Origin of the sequence: Marinobacter lacisalsi (assembly GCF_042651045.1) — a bacterium.
GTDB classification, from domain to species: Bacteria; Pseudomonadota; Gammaproteobacteria; order Pseudomonadales; family Oleiphilaceae; genus Marinobacter; species Marinobacter lacisalsi.
Window position 1 is genome coordinate 1 of sequence record NZ_JBHSDI010000014.1, and the last position, 19,740, is coordinate 19,740.

General features: G+C 50.7%; 21 protein-coding genes. 8 read left to right on the forward strand and 13 right to left on the reverse strand.

Annotated features, from left to right (window positions below):
- Positions 1-100 precede the first annotated feature (100 nt).
- From ACFOZ5_RS11300 to ACFOZ5_RS11325, 6 genes are read right to left on the reverse strand one after another with little or no spacing between them, the layout of a single operon-like run.
- Positions 101-646 (reverse strand): DUF1156 domain-containing protein, encoded by a 546-nt coding sequence (locus ACFOZ5_RS11300; protein WP_379887322.1) that lies wholly within the window; start codon positions 644-646, stop codon positions 101-103.
- A complete protein-coding gene (locus tag ACFOZ5_RS11305; protein WP_379887324.1) occupies positions 646-1,914 on the reverse strand; it encodes an ATP-binding protein in 1,269 nt (422 codons plus the stop codon). The genes ACFOZ5_RS11300 and ACFOZ5_RS11305 overlap by 1 nt, the downstream gene beginning before the upstream one ends.
- A 2-nt stretch (positions 1,915-1,916) precedes the next feature.
- The gene (locus ACFOZ5_RS11310; protein WP_379887326.1) at positions 1,917-4,739 is read right to left on the reverse strand and encodes a TrlF family AAA-like ATPase; all 2,823 of its coding nucleotides are present in this window, start codon (positions 4,737-4,739) and stop codon (positions 1,917-1,919) included.
- Positions 4,740-4,742: 3 nt separating this feature from the next.
- On the reverse strand, positions 4,743-5,375 hold the full coding sequence (locus ACFOZ5_RS11315; RefSeq protein WP_379887328.1) for an anti-phage-associated DUF3780 domain-containing protein: 633 nt from the start codon (positions 5,373-5,375) through the stop codon (positions 4,743-4,745).
- Between the two features lie 4 nt (positions 5,376-5,379).
- Positions 5,380-8,505 carry an anti-phage-associated DUF499 domain-containing protein gene (locus tag ACFOZ5_RS11320; RefSeq protein ID WP_379887330.1) on the reverse strand — a complete coding sequence of 1,042 codons (3,126 nt, stop codon included), beginning with the start codon at positions 8,503-8,505 and terminating at the stop codon, positions 5,380-5,382.
- Positions 8,502-8,699, reverse strand: a complete 198-nt coding sequence (locus ACFOZ5_RS11325; RefSeq protein WP_379887332.1) for a hypothetical protein — start codon at positions 8,697-8,699, stop codon at positions 8,502-8,504. Before ACFOZ5_RS11325 ends, ACFOZ5_RS11320 begins: the two co-directional genes overlap by 4 nt.
- Before the next feature lie 244 nt (positions 8,700-8,943).
- On the opposite strand from ACFOZ5_RS11325, the gene ACFOZ5_RS11330 reads away from it, so the two are divergent.
- Positions 8,944-9,303 carry a hypothetical protein gene (locus ACFOZ5_RS11330; RefSeq protein WP_379887334.1) on the forward strand — a complete coding sequence of 120 codons (360 nt, stop codon included), beginning with the start codon at positions 8,944-8,946 and terminating at the stop codon, positions 9,301-9,303.
- A 300-nt stretch (positions 9,304-9,603) separates the two neighbouring features.
- Here ACFOZ5_RS11330 and mobI read toward each other — a convergent pair whose 3' ends face one another.
- A complete protein-coding gene (mobI, locus tag ACFOZ5_RS11335) occupies positions 9,604-10,215 on the reverse strand; it encodes a conjugative transfer protein MobI(A/C) (protein WP_379887336.1) in 612 nt (203 codons plus the stop codon).
- 83 nt (positions 10,216-10,298) lie between these two features.
- Between mobI and ACFOZ5_RS11340 the strand changes: the two genes are divergently transcribed.
- Positions 10,299-10,886, forward strand: coding sequence for a hypothetical protein (locus tag ACFOZ5_RS11340; protein ID WP_379887338.1), 588 nt, complete (start codon positions 10,299-10,301; stop codon positions 10,884-10,886).
- Between the two features lie 18 nt (positions 10,887-10,904).
- Here the strand turns inward: ACFOZ5_RS11340 and ACFOZ5_RS11345 are convergent, their stop codons facing one another.
- Complete coding sequence (locus ACFOZ5_RS11345; RefSeq protein ID WP_379887340.1) at positions 10,905-11,126, reverse strand: hypothetical protein; 222 nt, start codon at positions 11,124-11,126, stop codon at positions 10,905-10,907.
- Between the two features lie 157 nt (positions 11,127-11,283).
- Between ACFOZ5_RS11345 and ACFOZ5_RS11350 the strand changes: the two genes are divergently transcribed.
- The 6 genes from ACFOZ5_RS11350 (at position 11,284) to ACFOZ5_RS11375 (ending at position 16,530) form a co-directional block, all read left to right on the forward strand.
- On the forward strand, positions 11,284-12,012 hold the full coding sequence (locus ACFOZ5_RS11350; protein ID WP_379887342.1) for a hypothetical protein: 729 nt from the start codon (positions 11,284-11,286) through the stop codon (positions 12,010-12,012).
- A 205-nt stretch (positions 12,013-12,217) separates the two neighbouring features.
- Positions 12,218-13,012: a type IV toxin-antitoxin system AbiEi family antitoxin domain-containing protein gene (locus tag ACFOZ5_RS11355; protein WP_379887344.1), complete on the forward strand. Its 795-nt coding sequence runs from the start codon at positions 12,218-12,220 to the stop codon at positions 13,010-13,012.
- Positions 12,990-13,919, forward strand: coding sequence for a nucleotidyl transferase AbiEii/AbiGii toxin family protein (locus ACFOZ5_RS11360; RefSeq protein WP_379887346.1), 930 nt, complete (start codon positions 12,990-12,992; stop codon positions 13,917-13,919). The genes ACFOZ5_RS11355 and ACFOZ5_RS11360 overlap by 23 nt, the downstream gene beginning before the upstream one ends.
- A gap of 313 nt (positions 13,920-14,232) precedes the next feature.
- Positions 14,233-14,436 (forward strand): hypothetical protein, encoded by a 204-nt coding sequence (locus tag ACFOZ5_RS11365; protein WP_379887348.1) that lies wholly within the window; start codon positions 14,233-14,235, stop codon positions 14,434-14,436.
- Between the two features lie 751 nt (positions 14,437-15,187).
- Positions 15,188-15,388 carry a DNA-binding protein gene (locus ACFOZ5_RS11370; protein ID WP_379887350.1) on the forward strand — a complete coding sequence of 67 codons (201 nt, stop codon included), beginning with the start codon at positions 15,188-15,190 and terminating at the stop codon, positions 15,386-15,388.
- Positions 15,388-16,530 (forward strand): tyrosine-type recombinase/integrase, encoded by a 1,143-nt coding sequence (locus ACFOZ5_RS11375; RefSeq protein WP_379887352.1) that lies wholly within the window; start codon positions 15,388-15,390, stop codon positions 16,528-16,530. The genes ACFOZ5_RS11370 and ACFOZ5_RS11375 overlap by 1 nt, the downstream gene beginning before the upstream one ends.
- Positions 16,531-16,825: 295 nt before the next feature.
- Here the strand turns inward: ACFOZ5_RS11375 and ACFOZ5_RS11380 are convergent, their stop codons facing one another.
- From ACFOZ5_RS11380 to ACFOZ5_RS11400, 5 genes are all read right to left on the reverse strand, one after another.
- The gene (locus ACFOZ5_RS11380; RefSeq protein ID WP_379887353.1) at positions 16,826-17,284 is read right to left on the reverse strand and encodes a hypothetical protein; all 459 of its coding nucleotides are present in this window, start codon (positions 17,282-17,284) and stop codon (positions 16,826-16,828) included.
- Positions 17,274-17,786: a hypothetical protein gene (locus ACFOZ5_RS11385; RefSeq protein ID WP_379887355.1), complete on the reverse strand. Its 513-nt coding sequence runs from the start codon at positions 17,784-17,786 to the stop codon at positions 17,274-17,276. The genes ACFOZ5_RS11380 and ACFOZ5_RS11385 overlap by 11 nt, the downstream gene beginning before the upstream one ends.
- Positions 17,787-18,092: 306 nt before the next feature.
- Positions 18,093-18,593 (reverse strand): hypothetical protein, encoded by a 501-nt coding sequence (locus ACFOZ5_RS11390; protein ID WP_379887358.1) that lies wholly within the window; start codon positions 18,591-18,593, stop codon positions 18,093-18,095.
- A 452-nt stretch (positions 18,594-19,045) separates the two neighbouring features.
- Positions 19,046-19,408, reverse strand: coding sequence for an addiction module antidote protein (locus ACFOZ5_RS11395; RefSeq protein WP_379887360.1), 363 nt, complete (start codon positions 19,406-19,408; stop codon positions 19,046-19,048).
- Positions 19,409-19,420: 12 nt separating this feature from the next.
- Complete coding sequence (locus ACFOZ5_RS11400) at positions 19,421-19,726, reverse strand: type II toxin-antitoxin system RelE/ParE family toxin (RefSeq protein ID WP_379887362.1); 306 nt, start codon at positions 19,724-19,726, stop codon at positions 19,421-19,423.
- Between the last annotated feature and the right edge of the window lie 14 nt (positions 19,727-19,740).

The window sequence follows — 19,740 nt, forward strand, 5'->3', positions numbered from 1 at the left end:
CACGAACGACCCAATATGGGACTCGGGGGAATTACTCCTCAACAGAAGTTGGCCATCATGGCCTGAGGTCTACTTTTGAACCCCGCTAAAAATGGGGGGATTACCTTCCGAGCGCTTTGCCATAGAGTTCTAACTTATCCGACTCAGTAGCATCCCGTCTCCAGCGCAACTTTATGCCGTCCTCAGATGCATCAAAAGGGCAAGTCCAATGAGCAAGCTCATCAAACATCGGATCATCAGACTTGAGGTTATGCGTAAAATAATCCCATGGGTTTCGAAGATCGATTCGAGAGGCAATATCAGCAGGAGTAAGGTTGTTTTGCACTAACGCTCTTCGACTTAAGCCCTCGTCATCAAAAGCTAGCAATTTTTCGAAAATTGCCAAATCTCGCTCAGCATCGTCGGTTTGCGGCAAAAGCGTGCCTAAGACAATGGCACGCACAAGTATTAAGGGCTTACGCCCTTTCCAGTACGATCCAAGAGCAGTAAGCGTTTGACCGGCACCGGCCTTGCGTTCCCTTTGCGCTTCGAATGAAATTTTCTGGGCGGGGAATACAGCTTCGATAAGTGCCGGTGCATCCTTCAGCGCCCGAGGCACAAGTTCAACATTTGCTTCCTGACATTCTATTCCAGCTTTAACTGCCATCAATGATCCTCAAATTTTGCTGCATAAATAATCAAGAGCAACTCACTGTCGTCCGCCATACGGTAATCAGGCTCTTTTCCAGATAGATCCCGGCTGCGCTGCAGGATAATGGGCACCCCTTCGCCTCTCTTATCCATAATATGGCTGCGGTAATGCGCCAACTCATCCCGCTCCACAGGGCATCGAGCCAACAAGCTAGTAATCGCCTCGTTCCGGGCAGCCTGCCGATATGGCAAGCTATCGGTAGTCATGGTGTTTGGCAAAAGACCGGGAGTATAAATTTCCAGCCGGTCATCAAACAGGCGCAAGCGCACTTTACTGCCAGGCATGGAGTAATCACGATGAGCGATCGCATTGGTTACAGCCTCAAACACCGCTAGCATGTCGAATTGGGGTAGATCTTCCCGACCGCCACTTTCCGTCTTTTGCGCCGCAACCTGCATATTCTTGCGCACAAAGTCACAGGCTCCAAAAATCTGCTCGTCCAATGGTCCAGTGATATCGCGAGCATCTCGTTGATAGGCGTGTTCGGCTGTCGGCGCGATATTCGTGCCAGCGTAGGCTACAGCTTGAACAAAAGCTCCCGGCAAATAACTCTCTGGTTGGTGAGAGGCCAGGAGAAGCCCGGATACTGTCGGTCGCCACACACCTGCATCATCCCGACTAGCCATGGCAAGTTTACTCAACAGATGCTCCGGATCTTCCTTAGCATTCGCCGGGGTAAAACGACGCCATAGCGGTTCGTCCAATTCCTGCAAGGATGCCTTTGCAACTGGCGTTTCATCGAAACGTATCAACCGAGACTGGCTGCGCTGCTGGAAAAGACGCGCGAGATGATCGGGTGGAATCGGTCGTTTGGAAGATCCCAATCGATGAAAGTAACCCGATGGGCTCTGGTGGACAAAGAGGCTAGGGGCGACTTCGACTTTCAGAACAGCCCGATCGCTGCCTGTTGAATCCGCCAGCATTAAACGCTCAATCATTGGAAAAAGTGGTGGTCGTATGGATTGCTCACACGACTGCTGTACCAATATTTCGACTTGTTCCAGCTGGTCAGTGTCAATGCCCAGGACCTCTCGTGTTCTGTCATCGACCCCGAGTATCAATAGCCCACCCCGGCTATTAGCAAAAGCCGCGAGCTCGTCAGCCAAATCATTCTGCCGGGGGCCTCGCACTTTACCGCCAGCAAAGCGCACATCCTTAAGCTCCAGATAGCTATCTTCACCCAGACGGATTTTCTCCAAAAGTTCTACTTTACTTCCAAACATCGTCATTTTTCCCGGCCAAGCCTTGCCCAGCGACGACTAAAAGCTTCTAGCCCCCCTTCCATCACTCTGCAGACCTCGTCTCTAAGCGATTTTTCTTGAAGAGCCCCTTTTTGAACAACTCCACACTGCCCCCCCAAAAAGTCGAAGGCGTGGACCATTTCAGCATCCCCGTTTACGACAACATTGGGATTATGGGTAACAATGATCAGCTGTCGGCGCTGTTTGTTGGCACGAATTTGTCGAACGATCAAGTCGTATATCAGATGGTTATCCAAATCATCCTCAGGCTGATCCAAGACCAAAGGTTCTTTACCAAACGCCAATAAAAAGGCCAAAAGCGCCGCTGAACGCTGCCCTTGTGATCCCTGTGTGATCGGCCTCCAGTCGGTTCCTTCTCCAGACCGACTGTATTCAATCTTGAGATCATCTTCAGGAAACCAGCAGATAACCTGGTCCGCGAAGCTAGGTGTGTTCTCTCGCTTGCGTTGGAGAAAGTTCCGAAAATGGCCACCTAGTTCGTTGCCATTAAGCAACCGTCGTTTAAGGGAATTTAGCGCCTCTTCTCTATCGGAGGACCTTATGAGCTCATAAGCGAGACCGCTCTCCGGCTCACCTCCTTCGTCTCGTTGGAGGAGATCACTCTCAAATTTCCCGGGTGTTATGTCCAGCAAGGCGCGAAGTTCTTGATCAATGGCCTTTGCATCGTATCCAAACGAGACAACGGTCATGCGAACAAACGTATTATCCCCGAGCGTTTCCTGTATGAATTTATTCCGAGCCTCGCTAATGGCTTTGCGCGCCTGCGCCAGCTCTTGCCACTGACGTGTACATTTGGCGACCAACTCTTCCTTCTCTTCCTGCACAAGCGATAACTGCTTTATTTGCCCCTCCAGCTTTTGACGCTCCTGAACCAGGCGACCAAAGGCTTGGGGGTCAGTGACACCTTGCTCCACCAACTTGGACTGCAGAATTTTGTAATTTTCGTTAGCTGTGAAAACACGGTTACGCCAAGCACCAATCTGGGTACTTTCGTGCAGCTGACCCAATCTCTTCTTAAAAACTGAGACTTCCTCAGACAACGTTTTACGCACACCTGCGAGCACAGCCTCTGCATCACTTCGCCAACTCAGAATGTCAGCGTCTGAAGATCCATCAAAAACACTCTCCGGCCAGTCATCCAGCACCAGCTCGTCTAAAACTGACTCAATTTGCTTCGGAAAAGCATCAAGCTGCTCCTGCGTCTGAATCACTTCCCGCTGTTGCCGTTGGGCGATTTGATGAGCCTTTAGAACCTCAGCATGGTGTGACTGAGAGAATGCCTCAAGCTTACGAAGGACATCCTTGAGTTCCCTCTCCAGTTTCGGCTGTTCTTGCAAGCGGGTACTCAACTCGCGAAGTTTGGCCCGCTGCGTGAAGTAAGTTTGCTTAAGATCTTCAAAATTCCTTTTCAGCGGCGCTACGTTCGCGGCTTCATCAATGACATCAAGCAAAGCTTGACGATTCTCCCCTGCCAAGGCGGCGATTTGACCTTGTGAAAATAACCGAATCGGAAAACGTTCAGCGTTTATCGTTGGGTCGGTTGACTCTTTCCATACGCCAAGGCTGGTCTTTTCCTCAACAACTTCGCCCTGACCATCTGCTCGCCAACGTAACCTATGCGGAATTCCATCGCGCTCCACCTCAATCAGGATTTCGGTTTTCTCCCGAAGCGCGCCCTCTCCCTCGCGCCCCTTCGAAGTCTTAGCGAATAACTCAAATTGGCGGAATGGTTCAGTTCCTTCCAGGCGTTTCAAGTCCTCCTGGCGTCTGTATGCGAGGCGCAGTGCATGAACGATGGTTGACTTACCGGTGCCTCGCCCTCCAATAAGCGCATTATAAAATGGGTTAAACTCCACCCGTGCGGGCCGGCCGTTTCCCATATAACGGGCAGATTGGATTTGAATGGCCGTAATAACATGTTCTGGCGTGTGGTATGGCTCAAAGGCATCATCGTCACTTCGGCGAATTGAGATATCATTGCCATCTAATATCGCGAGTCTCAACCCCTCCAGGTTGGGCCGTGCCATTTTGACCCATGTATAGCGAGATCCCGGAACTGCATTGCCTTGGAAAGAGTGGCTGTCACTACCAAGCACCATAGCAAGGTGGGAGCATCTTTTTTCGACCAGTTCTGGAAACATGGATTGCTTGTCGACCCACTCCGCAGCTCGCAACTCTTCGATATCAAGAATTTGCTTTACCGTGTTGGGATCAAGTTGGCATTTTTTTGTGCCTGGCTGGACTGCTAGGAGTCCTTTCTGGCTGTCCGCGTGTGCAAGTACCGGGATCCCCCCCGCTTCAAGAATTTCGATGACAACTCGCTCAGGCCCCTCACTGGTAACGCCGTCACTATCCCCGTCGGACCCTCGGTACCGCACAGCTGCTAACAAATCGTTAATAGTCCGCGTAGTCGCGCCTACATCAAAAATAGCTAGCAAATGAAATCCGCCGGAAACGGAGATCTCCACACCTGGAAAAAGGGTTATCTCGCGATAGTTTTCGCAAGCTTCTCCTCGCTCTGCCAGGGACTTCATTCGCTGATTCGCTGCCTTAACCTCATCAATCCAAGCACCACTGTTGTGATCAGTCACAGCTACACAATCAATACCAGCTTGCATGTATTTCAGCAGCCACTGCTCCGGTGTCACCTCATCGGGAGTGCCTTTTACATCTTGCCAATGTTTCGTATCTGTCGATGCGGGAGTATGAGTATGGAAGTCGAATTTCCACCAGCGCGAGCCAGGATAAGGCCACGTTTGGGGGGCGTCTGATTTGTTGCCATTCATCACTTATTCTCCACCAAACAAGTCCAGTGTCGGACGAGCCCCGTCGTTGACACCTCCACGCTCTTTCCGAGCCCGAGGTTGCAGGAGATCACTTTGTGCGACATCACCTAGTGCATGGCGGAGAGCCAAACGCCATCCTTTAGTGCCGTCTTTGATCCCCCCGGTGCTAATAGACGTCATGCCAAATAGCCACCAACGCTCTTCAGGTCGTAAAGCCAGCCAATTGCGAACGGCCACAGGAATTTTATCCATCTCCATGTCCTCAATGGCCCAAGCCAATACACAAAGCTCCTTCCCCAATAAGCGATCAACGACATTTTCGCCAACCTTCCAAGCTGAGGTCCTGAGGTTGTGAGCCTTCAATCTTGCATTAAAAGCACGTTGTACCTCAGCGCGGACGGCAGTCCATCTCGGGCGTTCCAGAAATACCCGATCGATTACAGACAACTCAGTACTCTGTGTCTGTAGGCCCAAGTACTCGCTAATCTGAACCCTGCCAGTGTTTGCTTTCGGAATGATCACCTTGAAATGATGAGGGTCGGAAGTAGCAGGCACTCCAAAACCTAGCGTTTGAGGCTCTTCATCGCGCTTACCTTGTGTTTCTTTTTTATCGCGAACGACGCGCTCATTCGACATCTGGTTAATCCTCTTGGGAGACATCGCCTGGGCGAAGCTCCATGCCAGCGATCTTGGCAAACTCTTTGGCTTCGAAGCCACTTTCAAAATGAATACCGTCCGAGATGGTGATCGTCACCTGAGCCTGCGACTCATGGAGAACCTCTCGCAGACTGTTGACGGTACCCTCGATCATGGCCGCGGAGATTTCTCGTTCCTGGAAGCGCACGGTTACCGTGTTTTCGCCCTCGCCGATCTCAATTCGAACTCCTTTGAATCGTGTGCCTGTTTGGTCTTTGAATCTATTGATCACTCCAAAAACACGATCTGTGGTGTCCAAAGCAACACGCTTTGTACTGCCCAATCGCGCCGGTTTCGTATCGTCGATCTGAACCCGCTCATCACCACTGGCCGGAATCTGGAAGTCGGCGTTTTTCGTTGCCTCACCCGCCTTCGCGTGAACGAGGAGACGAATAGCCTCAGGACCAACCTCAAAAGGTCCCTCGTACAGCTTACCATCCTTGGGGTTCGCACCATCCACGGTGAAATGCATCTCAGCTTGGGGAGTGCACTGCAAGGTAACCGTCCGCTTATCACCCGCCGGCGAGACCTGATGACGAATCTTCAAGTCCGCCAGCCAACGCGCTGGTGTGCCCACCTCATATTTTCCGGTAGGGTCTTTGGCCATGAAGTAGAGCGTGCCTTCAGTCGTGTGAAAGCTTTCCAAGTCCTCTACTTTTGTGTCCGCCTCTGAAACGTCCGGGCTGGTGGAAACGTATACGACAGGACTCTCGCCTGAGTGGCGAGGTGTTAGGCTAAGAATGGCCTCACCCGTCTCTGGATGAGAGCCAACCAAGGACACATTCACAGCAGTTTTTTCTTTCGGGAATGGTCCCTTTTCTACGTACCCATCCTCTCCCAAACGCCAACGGCCCTGCTTCAGTGCTTCAGCTTTGAGGGTATCCATACCACTAGCGCCCGGCATCCATGGCCAGGCTGGATTGCTCTTGGCACGAGATACGACATCTTTCCAGGGAGTGCGACGATTTTCCTTTCCGGCAGGCCAGAGGTACTCCTCTGCCATAGCGAAGTACTGCGAATAATCATCAGACAGATCCATCGCAAGCTTGTAGTTGGAACGTGGACTGGCCAGCAAAGCCTCTATTTGAGCCTCGGCAGACTGGTCGCCCTCGCCAAGCTTCAAACCATTATCGATCGTAACCGGTGCCAGAAACTGTCGACCGTCGATTTCATCGGTGCTGGGAATATACACCCGGTTGTAAGCGGCCGAGAGTGCCTTATTGAATCGGTCTTTAGCCTCCTCCATTCGATCCCGAGCTTCCTCGAACAACGTATCGCCAGATTTTAGGCGCTTGCTTATCTGTTCAATCGAGTACAGCTCTCGGAGTCGGTCTTCGACGGCATCAGTAAGATGGCTGTCTTGACCAGTAAGGACCAACAGGTTGTTTTTCTCTTGCTGATAGTCGAAGAAATTCTGCAAGTCACTTGGGGGCACCTTGCCATCAGGCTTTATGACGATCAGCACCCTCGGACCGCCGAGCCTCAGATCATCGAACTGCGGCAGCACCTGTACATCCTGGTACACATTTTTTCTCTCCGGTTGGAGAATGCCGCTCAACCAATTAATGAGTGCCTGGTCTATTTTCGGCTGGGGCACCTCTTTAGCGTTGCGTTCAATCTGCCTCGAAAGATTTTCCGTCTCCTTAATGAAATACCTTTGTTCTTCGCGGTGCAGATACCAGGCTTGCTCACGCAGCCTCTGCAGGGCATCCATAAACGCATCGGCTTTTCGGTTTGGTGCAGCGAGGAACTCGATAACCTCGCTTTCTGAAAGGCCTATCCGCCCTCCAACGGCTCGTGACAATGACGATGTTAAAAGCAACGTCAGGACTTGCTGAGCCGCGTCTTCACCGAGTTCGTTGTCGATCATTTCGGCAATCGAATCACCATCATCGGCGATATCATGCGAAATCGCAGGTATCAAATTTGGCGCTATGCGCTCAACCTCATCCTTGACTTGAGAATCGTTGAAGTCCAGGTGCTGTGTGCCAACGAGGAACACATCGTCAGTCTTTCGCTGCTCAACACTCTTCAGAAGGCGTGCGGTGAACTGCATCAAACCGCGAGTTTGCCGGAAGCCCTCGTTCTCCTTGAACAAGGCTACCAAGTGCTTGAACGACGGATGGAACGGGTAGGTTTCCCGGACCTGCTCAGCGATCTGCTCGATGCTGGCCGCTACGATGTACCCGCCGTCCTCCGCCTTTTTGACCTGCTGAGCATACTCTTCAGCAATCTCAGCGATCGTAGCTTCGTCGGGGAGCTCATCGATCAAGCGCTTTTTAAGAATTTCGTAGATTTCATTGCCGGCCAGCTGCACTGGGGTAATGGTCATAGCCTGGCGGCGAGCCTCCTGCTGAAGGTTGTCCACCGCCTCCGCAAGAGCCTTAGTCTGGGCTTTGTAGCTGCCTGAGAGGTTGGCGATAACAATACAGCAGTTCGGTAGTTCCAACGCCGCTGTCATCAAAGCACTCAGGCTATAAACAGCCATATCCGCCAGAGTGCCGTTTCCAAACATTTGAGTAGAGGCGTTTTGGAGGTAAGGAGGCAGCTCGTCCAGCAAGATCAAAGTCGGCTTGTCACCAATGATCTCTTTCCATTGACGTTGATCCACGGCCTTGGGTCCATTCACCCAGTAGGGCTTGATCGCCTCGTCCTCACCAAGCTGGGACGCTATATCACCCCACACATAGTTGTCAGGGTTGTTGCGCCCATTAAAAGCGGCGATACGCGCATCCCCGAAATCGACGCGCTCACTGAGCTCGGATGGTAGAACCTCAGGACGGAGATGGGTATGCCTGGCCAACAGGCCCAGAGCGATCATCATGTGCGTTTTACCGCCGCCCATGGCTTGCGTAAGCTCGAACACAGCTTGGTCAGACTTGCCGGATAGTCGGAGCATTCCTTCACGAAACAACTGCTCCATACCATGCGTGACGAAGTTTCTGGAGAAGAACTCCCGACCATCTCCCGCGTCACTGATCAGGTCCGCCAGGTTCTCAATACCGGAGCTCATCCGGTAATCCTGAATCACCGGGTTGAAGTGGCAGGCCTGCTTTACTGTCTTGATCATGCTGAACGTTCCCCATCGATTTTTGTTTCTTCTGGGCCTTCAATGGCGATGCCGTGTCCCTCACAGTAATCCCGGATCAGTACCTCCACCATGTTGGCGATGGATCGATGTTCCTGTTGCGCAGCGTCACGCAATGCCTGTTTCAGGGCCGGGTCTATGCGAAAGGTCAGCGTTGCTGTTTTTGTGGCAGCCATGGCCTTCTCCAGAAGCTTCTGCAAATGTACTGCAATATACTGCACAGAACCCTAAGGGACAAACACTCAAAAACCCCGGCCACCCAACCTGCTGCCGCCATGAAGCAAAGAAAGATGTGCTCTTACGGTCGATTGAGCTGACTATCAGTTCTGAATCTACTTACCTCTCCGCACCGCGATTTGGGCGAATACCAGATTCAGATAACCTTGTTCTGTGTGAGTGAGACTTTGACGAGGTAGGCTTGTGATAATTCTTCTGGCAATACTTGGCGGGGCGATTGGCGCGGTCTTCGGACCTGTGGGGTTTATCGCAGGTGCTGCATTCGGGGCAGCGCTGGCGAGCTCAATTTTAGACGACGATGACGACCTAGATCGCTTTGATCATGAGGACTCAGCACTCGCGGATTCTGAACCAAATAACGGATTTATGGACGAATGCCATATTAATCCGGCTACCGGGCTTCCTATGGCGCATGGCGGTATTGGTGGGTTCGACGTCGGGGGAAATCCATTCGGGTTCGATTTGTCGCCAGACGGCATTGATATCAGCTTTTCCAGCATTGACGACGATCCGTTTTGTAATGATTTAAACGATTCGTTTTAAGTGTACCTGTAATGTACCGGAAGTGTACCGCATATTTGAAACTTTGTTCTAGGCTAACCAAAATCCAGTGGATATGTGAGCCAGGTACACTACAGGTACTCTGTCGGTGCTCTCTCAAACCCTAACATCTACGAATCTATCGGCAGGTTTTCCTGAGCTTCGAGTTCAATGTATCCATGTTCGAGGCCGCTTTTTTTACACTCCCCCTCCCCTCGGCCACTTCTTTTTTGGATACAGCATCCAGGAGGCCATGTTACCTATCCTATCTTGGCCACAACCCTCCCCCCTGTGGTACAGCCGTTAGCTGTACCGCGGGGGTAAACCGTTCCGTCTGCGCCACTCGTCGCGTTCTCGCTCCGTGAATTCTTTCGTTTCATTAATCGAGGTATTGTCGGCGTTTTTGTCTACCTGCTCATCTTCTTCCGATTTTGTGTCGTTGACGTAGAAGCCTTTTTTTAGAGGGCGAGCTCCGGCAATGTCGATCATCGCATTATGAGCCTGGCCAATCGTTATTAACTGCTCACCAATTTTTCGGATTTTCGCAAACTGAGCCTCCGCGTGGACAATCGCCCTTTTTTCAGCTCTCGTTGTTTTTTGAAACACAGACATCGGAATCCTGTAGTTGGTTAGCACGGATGTTGCCACTGAATCTGAGAATCTTCCATGGCCACTATATTTACGCCATCGGATAACAACTGTAGCCGCCCCGCGCGACACACTCGGTACGTATGTCCAAAACTGAAATTTCGAGTTCTTTTTTTTATGAAACTCTCTCGATTCTTTGAACTCGTCGACGACGTCCTCAGCGGCCAATACGAGACATCGTAACAACAGATCAAAATCATTAGATCTGCGATCATCAATATTGGCAATTTCTTGCTTTATCACGTGCCAGCATTTTTCAATATTCACATCCGACCTCCAATAGTTTATTTCCTATAGGTTATCTCGAAATGAATACACTTATTTTCGTCTAAACGCGGAAAATTGGCGTTTTGACGACTCGAACAGCCTTCATTTTTATGTATCATTTTATGGATCAACCGATTGAGGTAATTATTGTTTTTATTTTTACTGTATATACAGATGACAAAACAATTCTTGGGCTTATTAATGAATTTCTTATGGAACAGATGATCTTGGGGAGGTTTTCGATCCACCGTGCTCATGACGGCGGGTTTCGTTATGTTTCCGAAGAAGAAGATCAGGGGACGCAGGGCTTCTTCCGTCCGTGTTACACCAGAGATGATGCAAAAGCCCTCGCGATAGCGGGCGTACCGGTACTGGACGTTGACGGAATCATTGCGTCCATGGACGAACGAAATCAGGAAAATTTCTTCGAATATTTCGACGTCGAAAATGCCGACAATATCGTCGTTGATGAGATCATCGGTCGACTGATCGCGAACGCGAGCGATCCGGTGATGAGCGATCCAGTGCCCACACTATTTCAGAGCATGCGCAGGCCGGTCTTACATCCAGCGGAGTATCAATTGCTGCAGGGTGGGCATCGTCAAGCACCGAACGTGACGATCAACACCACTGAAACGATCATAAATTATCCAAGAAACCGGGACGCCTGACAGACAACAGTCAGCGCTTTATTTATTGGGATAAAGCGCGCCGTTCCTTATCAAAAAATCATCCATGGTCTCGCCCGGCTCTGCCGGCTGGTTATTTCCGGTATCCAGCCGCTCCAGCCCATCCGCAATCAACCGTTTCGCGAACTCAGCGTCAGTTAACCCTCTCAGTCCGGCCTGCCGGGAAAGTTTCGCCGGCAACGTTTCTCGCGGATCAAATTTAATCTCTATTGTAATGGGCATGAATGCGCCTCCTTCAATTTCCGTGATGCTCACTCCCCTGGCCCAACGGTCAATGAGGCCGCTGGAACGTAATAAAATGTAACGTGGGTACCTCTATACGGCAATTCTCGGTAAATTATTCACTACACGTTCATTTACCCTAGAAACACAGACGATCATGACCACCCGCGAAGCGCAAATCGCCCAGTTTATCGACCGCCACTATGAATACCGTAACACCCCGATCGCTCTGGAGAACTACCTCCACAACGAGACGAACCTGAGCAGTTCTGCCATCCGGGTATTCCTCGAATATTGGCGGCTCGGGAAAATGCAGGATTCATGGGAGTGCGCCATCAGTGCTGAGTCGCTTCAGGAAAGGCTCGGAATCTCACGGTCTTCCGTTGAACGAGCCAACAGAGCTCTGGTGGAAGCGTCGTTAATCCGTCGAATCAACAATGGCAAGTCGAGTCTTGACCCATTTCGTCAAAGGGTTTCTACAACCAAGATTCTATTTCCCAAGGCACTATTGCAGTACGTCAGTAGCTATCGCTACCGGAGCGACCTTAAACACCCACCAAAAGACGACCTCCTCGGCTTCGCAAAAGCACTTGCAGACGACCCTTCAGCGACTCCATTGAGCCAGCTTTCGATTGAATTGAAAGTCATCAAGCGGGTTCTCAACGGCAGCCAACACCTGACCCCGGACGTAGAAAAATTCGCTGCGCAGGTCTCCTGGAGCATCCTCCATGGTGACATGACCGAAGACGCTTATGGCTCACCTGAAAAGGCTATCAACACAGCAGTAGGCCTTTTTCGCAGCAAGCAGTGGGGGGAACCACGAGGCATGAGAGAGCGCCACCCCAGCTGGGCGCCTTCACCTGACCTCAACATTCATATGTTTTAGATAAGGCGCTTCCCCAGGACCTCTTGTCCTTTTTTACTCCCTGATCACCTTTCAGGACGGCAATACAACCTTGGGTTTATCTTCTGCACTTTTCACGGCATTTATCGACGTATTTTATCGAATATTTAAACCTTGAGATCTTTGCCGGTTTGCGTATCATAAATAACACGGCGGTCATTGCCGCATTTTTGGGGTTACTCAAACCATGTTAAATAAAGAAGCACGCGAACGGTTAAAGCAGCTGTTACCAGTTTCTATGCTGGCGACCAAGCAGTGGTTAATCGATCAGGGCCTGAACCTGCACTTTGTGGACAATGCCATACGTAGTCGGACCCTACTTCCCCTGACTTCAGGGGTTTACGCGCTGTACGAAAAATCCGTTCGCTGGCCAGGTGTCGTGGCTTCTCTTCAACGAATGTCCGAACAGCCTATCCACGTGGGCGGCTTAACCGCTTTGGATCTCGCTGGATTCACGCACTTCTTGTCAACGAGTTCGGAGGTGCGTGTTCATATATTCTCAGAATCGCCCCTACCAGGCTGGATCAACAGAATCCCAGTAGCTGCGCACTTCGAGCGACATAGCACCGCTCGTCTTTGGCCCGAATCAGTGATGAGGAATCTCGGATTTCTTCGCGAATATAACTGGCAAGACGGGCTACCTCCTGTCACCTATTCGTGTCCGGAAAAAGCTTTGCTGGAAGTGCTGACAGAGGTGCCCTCCGCTGTCAGTTTTGAACACGCAGATGCGCTGATGCAGGGATTATCTAACCTATCGCCGAGGAAGATAGATGCTCTTCTGAGAGCATGCGGCAATATAAAGGTCAAACGGCTATTTCTATGGCTAGCTGAGCGGAATGGGCATGCCTGGTTTAAAGGCCTTGAGCCTGACGCATACGATCTGGGGTCCGGAAAGCGAGTTATAGCACAGCGCGGCCGACTTCACCCCAAGTGGGCCATAACTGTACCTAGAGAGATGCATGACGAGAATGAGCATGGATAGACGAGTTCAATACCATCGACAGGTCCAGCTATTGTTACAACTGTTGCCTTACGTAGCTGAGCATGGCTGCTTTGCACTCAAAGGGGGCACAGCCATAAACCTGTTTTTCCGGGATTTCCCCCGTTTATCCGTGGATATTGATCTGGTCTTTCTTCCCATGATGGAACGTGCCGAGGCGCTGAATACGATTCGACAAAGCCTTACGACGTTGGCCGAGTCCATTCGCTCTGGAATACCCGGCGTTCGGGTTGTCGAATCATTTCGCGAGAAACAGGATGCTTTACGACTCACCGTGAACAAAGAAGGCGCGCAGATCAAAATCGAACTTTCGCCAGTGCTAAGAGGAACCGTGTACACCCCCACGGTGATGCCTGTCAGCGAGAGCGTGGAAGAAGATTTTGGGTACGCTGAAATCCAAGTCGTTCATTTCGCGGATCTTTATGCCGGGAAAATATGCGCAGCCCTGGACCGCCAGCATCCGAGAGACCTATTCGATGTAAAGTTGTTGCTGGATAACGAAGGAATCGCTGACAGCCTGAGAAAGGCCCTCTTGGTCTATATGATTAGCCACAACCGACCCATCGCTGAACTTCTGCGCCCAAACTTCAAAGACATTTCAGGCCTATATGAAGGCGAATTCCGAAGCATGGCGCAGGAAGATGTGCCACTGCACGAACTGGAAACAACTCGTGACCAGCTAGTAAATCTGATTCATTCATCATTGACTGAACAGGAGCGACAATTCTTGCTGACGTTCAAGCGATGCGCGCCGGAATGGACTCTACTGGGACTCCCTGGTGTTGAACACCTTCCTGCAGTTCGATGGAAGTTGCGAAATCTCGAAAAAATGAGCGCGGCTAGCCATAGCAAAGCCTTGAACGAATTAGAGCGCATCCTCCACCCCTGAAACAAAGCCGGCTTCGTAGCAGTAGGCTTCATTCAGTGAGGATCTCGACTCCGTCAGTAATGACGGGCTCGGGACACTCTTTGGTGAAGGAGAAATAGTACGAATTATCTCATAGTACTAATTACCCTTATTGCCCCGGCCACAGAAAAAAATAGCCAGGCCCTAAACACTGAATGAGCATCTACTGAAGCTCTAGCACTATCCAATGATCCCGGCCACAAACCCCTCTCAAATGCCACCCGCTGCGTCTGCTTGCTAGATCAAAGCAATGTTGTAGTCTGAACTGGAATCGCATCCCACCCAGGAGAACGACATGCGTAACATTCAGAACCTGATGCACGAAATCAGAGCTCTTGCTCAGGAAGTGGAAGAATTTCACGAAGTAGAAGTTTCCTTGCTTATCAGAACTCATAAAGGTGAACAATCACAATTTATGAGGCTGCAAACTGAAAAAGAGGAAGTCGACAAGGTAAGCAATGATGATCTTTTCCAGTCTAATGGTCCAAATTGGTTTTGATTAGCCAGATCTCCTGCAGCACCCCACTGCAGGAGAAATAAATAAAATTCCTAGCATTTAATGTCCCGCCAATTATAAATCTATTTTCTTGGTCAAACTTCCCTTTGTAGTAAAATATGAACAAGAGATCAATAAATACATTCCAATTAACTTGGCATTGTCCGAGGTAAACCATGCTAAATCATGCTTACTCAATTTATTCTAAGAATGTCTACTTGCAGGAGATGGCAGAGCGGATACTTATCAATAAATTTAATCAAGACATTTTCCAAATAGAGTTTTTTGGTCCAATTATCGAACTTTATGGATGCAATAAAGGAATAGAAACCAACTCTTATATATTCGTTCGATTAGACAGTCAAGAAAAATTAGAAAGGTTAGTTGAATCCAGCTGCAGAATAATAAACTTATCGGACTGCAGACATATCAAAGAGCCGAATATCGAAAAGCAATTTAACTTTAATATATCTGGAGTAAGGAATCACAGATTATGCACCTATGCTTTATCGTTAGCCTTAAGAATAATAAAAAATGGCACCGATATAAACAGTTCAGTAAACCTATTTTTATTAAAAAATGCAGGAGATAGATAAGATCATGAAATCGGAAAATGACTTCCCCAATCAATCGCCAATTAAAGACGATACAGCTTCCCTGAGCTGGTTCCCACTCAAGCACGTATGCAAAAACATTAGGAAAGGGCCAAAGTTAAAATCTGTCTACGTCCAGAGCAAGAGCGCGGGAGGTGATCATGGCTAAACTTAAACCCCTTGAAACTTGGCGCAATGAAACCTTCGATGAACCCAGACCAACCCTACGTGCCTGCCAGAAATGGGCCAAGGGGGGCCATATTGTTGGCGCCCGTAAAGTTGGCTACCTCTGGTTTGTCGACCCGGAAAAATACAACGCCGCTACCGGCAACCCGCTTATTGACAGAGTGATGGCTAACTAATGGCTCCACGAAAGCGCCTACGGCGTAACTCTGACCTGCCAGAGAACCTCTATTGTGAGGTTCGCAACGGCGTCCCTTACTTCCGATACAGGCGACCTGACACCCGGACCTGGCACACCATGGGCAGCATAAAGCCCGAAGCTGTGGCCGCAGCACGCCAGCTCAATGGCCTGCTAAGCAGGGAGAGGGATTTGATTGGTTCTGTCCTAGGCACTGCTGACCAGACCATGAGCCACCTTATCGACCGGTACCGGAAAGAGCATCTGGCTGACAAGGAGCTGGCCGCCAGTACGCTCCAGAACATCAATTACCGGCTCAATCGCTTTGATGCGGATATGGGCCGGGAGCTCATTGAATCCAGGGATGTAAAAGCCATTTCGGAATATCTGGATTCCAGCTTCACCCGGGACAGTTATGTAAAGCACCGGAATACCCTGGTGGATCTCTTCCGATTTGCACAGACAAAAGGCCTCTATCCTGCTGACCAGGAAAATCCGGCAGAAGTTACATTCGCCCGATCCGACGTTAAAAAGAAGAGGAAGCGCATGACCCCAGCACAGTTCGCTGCTATCCATGCCATCTCCCCCAGCTGGATGCAAATTGCGATGGAGCTGGCACTGATCACCCTACAGGGACGCTATGAAGTAATCGGTTTGAAGTTCTCGCAGTTCGATCAAAAAACAGGAACGATCCGCGTAATCCGCCAGAAGGTCGAGAAGCATGAACATGCGTATCTGGAAATCGAAAGCTCCAGACTGGCCGGGATCATTTCCCGGGCTAGGCGCTCCGGCATCGCCAGTCCGTATATTGTTCACCGCGAACCGGAGCGACGTAACACAGCACAGGATCGCGAACACTGGTCACAGCTTACTGCCAACCATTTTTCATCGGAGTTCCGTCGCCTTCGTGATCTGACGGGTATTTTCGATACGGTGGAGCGGAGAGAACGTCCCACTTTCCATGAAATCCGGGCTTTGGGTTCCTGGCTCTATAAGCAACAGGGTTATGACAACGAAAGCTACATTCAGCCGTTAATGGCTCACGCAGACCAGAAGATGACCGAGCACTACCAGAAGGGGCATGAACAGCAGTGGGTAAAGGTACGGGCCGATCTGGATGTATCGGATATTCTGGGCCATTAGTGGATGCAATATACAGTATACAAGTCGTTGTTTTCCTTATGTTCGCCTAATGCGTTGAGTTCGCACAAAATAGCTTCTCATTTGGTTATAAAACAACAACTTGGACAGCTTAAGCCTTCCCTTTGACATGGCAGAGGTCGGCAGTTCAAATCTGCCTGGTCCTACCAGATACTGAAAAGCCCCCGAGCGGAAACGTTCGGGGGCTTTTCTTTTGCGGCCAGATAGAGGGGAAAAGCAATCCGGTCTGGCCCTCGTCGACGTCTCGCTGGGCCGCAATGAGAAGAGGATAACGCCCCTACCCTGCTCCTACCCTACAAGAACGCCTTACTGGCCCATAGATGACATAGAAAATCGAACCGGAAGCGCAGCCTATAGCGGCCATTATCCCGCTATCAACAAAGAGGTTGAGCCAACCAGCCGTCGTCAACGCGCCATCCTTCGCCAGTACACGCCCACCAGATTCCAGCGCTCCATAATCCTGATACGAGAAATAGGAAGATATCAGGAAGAACACACCAAGTATGATCCCGGGCACGGCGACCGCAGACCACCATGAATACCAGCCCTTGGTGGTGAGCAACAGAAACGCCGGTAACATGAAAACTACCGTCAGCCCATACGCCACGGCAAGCGTGAATGGCAAAACGAACAGCCGAAGCTCTCCACCCCATGCGAATAAGGCATAAGCGACGGCTGCAATAGCGGGCGTTACCAGGAACCCCAGAAAACCGCGAAAAATCCGCTCACCGGGCATGCTGCTTGACCCTGTATTGCAGGTTGATCCGGTACCGGATATGCGAATTCACGAGGCCGTTCCACAGAACCGAGGCGAAATCTTCATTGATGCGGGGCATGGCTCCGATACCTTCGCCGACCGTCCTGATGTAGATATCGTCGCCTTTGCGGAAAACCGTTCGACGGACGTAACCAGGATATAGACGATGGCCCTCCGCCGTGATATTCACCACCGTTAGCCCGTCGTTCGACACTTGGTGAATGATCGGGCCAAAGTCATCCAGTTTCGTGCCTTCGTAGCCGAGGCTTGCCATGCCCAACTGGCCACTGACTACCGGTGTCGTACTGGAAAAGGTCCCCGGGGCGGGGTGCATCCGGTTGAAAAGAGCGACCTGTTCGAGAGTGCAGTGCTCATTGACGGTGCAGATGACACCTTCAATTTCGTAGTAATGGTAGGAATCGTGATCCCGGTCGTAAAGGCGCCGACCCTCAAGGGTCGCCTCAGCTCGCGGTGCGTCCATGTCGTCAATCCTTTTTCAAGTCCTTTTACTCCACGGCATATTATACTCGGCCGGAACCTGCTGCAACGTGAGGTGGACCTCCCGTTCGCTGACTTCACCAAACGCACGAAAGAAGCTGAAGAACGCAACCACTGGACCAAACCGGCCCCAAACCACTTCATTGAGCAGTTCCGGAAGTACCGCGATCAATCCGGCGCCTGTGACCACCTGCCCCGGGGCTAACGTCCCACCTTCCACGAAATCCGTGCCTGGGCTCATGGCTCTACACGCGAGCTGGCTACGACAACGAGACCTACATCCAGCCGCTTATGGCCCACGCTGATGAGAAGATGACGGAGCACTATCAGAAGGGGCATCAGCGGGAGCTGGTGCGGGTTGAGGCTGGGCTGGGGCTGAAATCGCTTCTGAATCGGCGGGACTAAGCTGGCCTATTTTCCGTTCCAACTCCGATACTGAGCCTCTCAATTCAACAACTGACTCGGTGAGAGCTTCAATTTCAGGGGAGATATCTGTACCAGACTGCATGGTCACCCAAACCCCAGCAGCAGCAATCAAACCGGTGACGATCGATACGGACACAATGACCCAATTCAGAATATAGACCCGCCTCTCAAGTCGATGAGACTTGTCGAAATTGATACCAGCTTGAACCGAGTCTGATTCCACCTGTTGTCTGAGCTTTATCAGATTGTCGGACTGCACTTCCGCGAGCTCACTCATTGCAATCAGTGCTCTGCGCTGCTGCTCCTCCTTATCTGCCTCGCGTTTCTTGTTCCTTGCGTCAACCGCTTGAGCAGCCTTATGCAAGTTCTGGGTTCTACGGTGAGCAGCTTCCTGGGGATTTACTCCAGACCGGCTAAATCTCGGTTCACCCGCTTCATCAGAAAAAGCCTCTTCTTGTTTTCGTTTGACTCTCTCGAGATCTGAAGCAACATCCTCCAGCTAATCGGCATCTTGACCGTTTTTCGTATGTCTTTCGTTGTCGTCTATAGCCATGGGGACAGGAGATTTGGTCGATAGAGTATTGTCAATATACAGTATCTAGTGTACTGATTCATAAAGTGTGAAGTACGTGCACTAGATGCATGGCGCTGAAAGATATTTCTATAGCAGACACATACACTTACTGAGTGTTAGCGCGCATTTTTGACATGGCAGCGGTCGGCAGTTCAAATCTGCCTGGTCCTACCAGATACTGAAAAGCCCCCGAGCGGAAACGTTCGGGGGCTTTTTACGATTTATTTTCCTGCGCCGCCGTATCAGGCGAGGTTCAGCTTTTCGTCGTTGCCTGAGTTTCGTGCTGTTGTTTCACTACCAACAGGCTCTGCCCGCAAACAGACGCCGAGCGCATTGAGTACGCGGTTGATTGTATCGAACCGGGGCTTGGCACCTTCAGAGAGAGCCTTATACAGACTCTCTCGACCTAAACCGGCCGCCTCTGCAACCTGTGTCATACCACGGGCCCTGGCGACATTGTTAAGTGCTTTCAGCAACGCGTCCATATCGCCCTCTACAAGCACTTCCGTCAGGTAGCCGGCGATATCCTCATCGGTTTTCAGGTGTTCCGCCACATCAAAGGGGCGGACACCGTACTTTTCCATTGCATCTTGATTTACAGCCATCGTCATCACCTCCTACCTGCCAGCCTCATGAAGCTCAGCGGCCATTTCCTTGGCCTTCCTGATATCTTTCTTCTGGGAGGATTTGTCACCACCGTTCAGGAGCAGGAAAACCACATCCTCAACCTGCGTGTAATAAATCCGATACCCGGGACCATGGGTCAGCCGCATCTCCGATACGTGGTCACCGAGCGCCTTGTGATCTCCAAAGTTTCCACACTCCGCACGGTCCATCCTGGCCAGTATCTTGCCTTTCGCTTTCTGGTCCTTCAGACCATCCAGCCAGTCATTGAAAAGCTGAGATGCGTAAATTTTGTACATGATCAAAGTGTATC

Excerpts from the sequence above, each read along its gene's own strand:
- ACFOZ5_RS11395 (WP_379887360.1), bottom strand. The coding sequence starts at position 19,408 with ATGGCTGTAAATCAAGATGCAATGGAAAAGTACGGTGTCCGCCCCTTT.
- ACFOZ5_RS11370 (WP_379887350.1), top strand. The coding sequence starts at position 15,188 with ATGGCTAAACTTAAACCCCTTGAAACTTGGCGCAATGAAACCTTCGAT.
- ACFOZ5_RS11400 (WP_379887362.1), bottom strand. The coding sequence starts at position 19,726 with ATGTACAAAATTTACGCATCTCAGCTTTTCAATGACTGGCTGGATGGT.
- ACFOZ5_RS11310 (WP_379887326.1), bottom strand. The coding sequence starts at position 4,739 with ATGAATGGCAACAAATCAGACGCCCCCCAAACGTGGCCTTATCCTGGC.
- ACFOZ5_RS11385 (WP_379887355.1), bottom strand. The coding sequence starts at position 17,786 with ATGGACGCACCGCGAGCTGAGGCGACCCTTGAGGGTCGGCGCCTTTAC.
- ACFOZ5_RS11305 (WP_379887324.1), bottom strand. The coding sequence starts at position 1,914 with ATGTTTGGAAGTAAAGTAGAACTTTTGGAGAAAATCCGTCTGGGTGAA.
- ACFOZ5_RS11345 (WP_379887340.1), bottom strand. The coding sequence starts at position 11,126 with ATGCCCATTACAATAGAGATTAAATTTGATCCGCGAGAAACGTTGCCG.
- ACFOZ5_RS11325 (WP_379887332.1), bottom strand. The coding sequence starts at position 8,699 with ATGGCTGCCACAAAAACAGCAACGCTGACCTTTCGCATAGACCCGGCC.
- ACFOZ5_RS11355 (WP_379887344.1), top strand. The coding sequence starts at position 12,218 with ATGTTAAATAAAGAAGCACGCGAACGGTTAAAGCAGCTGTTACCAGTT.
- ACFOZ5_RS11380 (WP_379887353.1), bottom strand. The coding sequence starts at position 17,284 with ATGCCCGGTGAGCGGATTTTTCGCGGTTTTCTGGGGTTCCTGGTAACG.
- ACFOZ5_RS11300 (WP_379887322.1), bottom strand. The coding sequence starts at position 646 with ATGGCAGTTAAAGCTGGAATAGAATGTCAGGAAGCAAATGTTGAACTT.
- ACFOZ5_RS11375 (WP_379887352.1), top strand. The coding sequence starts at position 15,388 with ATGGCTCCACGAAAGCGCCTACGGCGTAACTCTGACCTGCCAGAGAAC.
- ACFOZ5_RS11315 (WP_379887328.1), bottom strand. The coding sequence starts at position 5,375 with ATGTCGAATGAGCGCGTCGTTCGCGATAAAAAAGAAACACAAGGTAAG.
- ACFOZ5_RS11350 (WP_379887342.1), top strand. The coding sequence starts at position 11,284 with ATGACCACCCGCGAAGCGCAAATCGCCCAGTTTATCGACCGCCACTAT.
- ACFOZ5_RS11365 (WP_379887348.1), top strand. The coding sequence starts at position 14,233 with ATGCGTAACATTCAGAACCTGATGCACGAAATCAGAGCTCTTGCTCAG.
- ACFOZ5_RS11360 (WP_379887346.1), top strand. The coding sequence starts at position 12,990 with ATGACGAGAATGAGCATGGATAGACGAGTTCAATACCATCGACAGGTC.
- ACFOZ5_RS11320 (WP_379887330.1), bottom strand. The coding sequence starts at position 8,505 with ATGATCAAGACAGTAAAGCAGGCCTGCCACTTCAACCCGGTGATTCAG.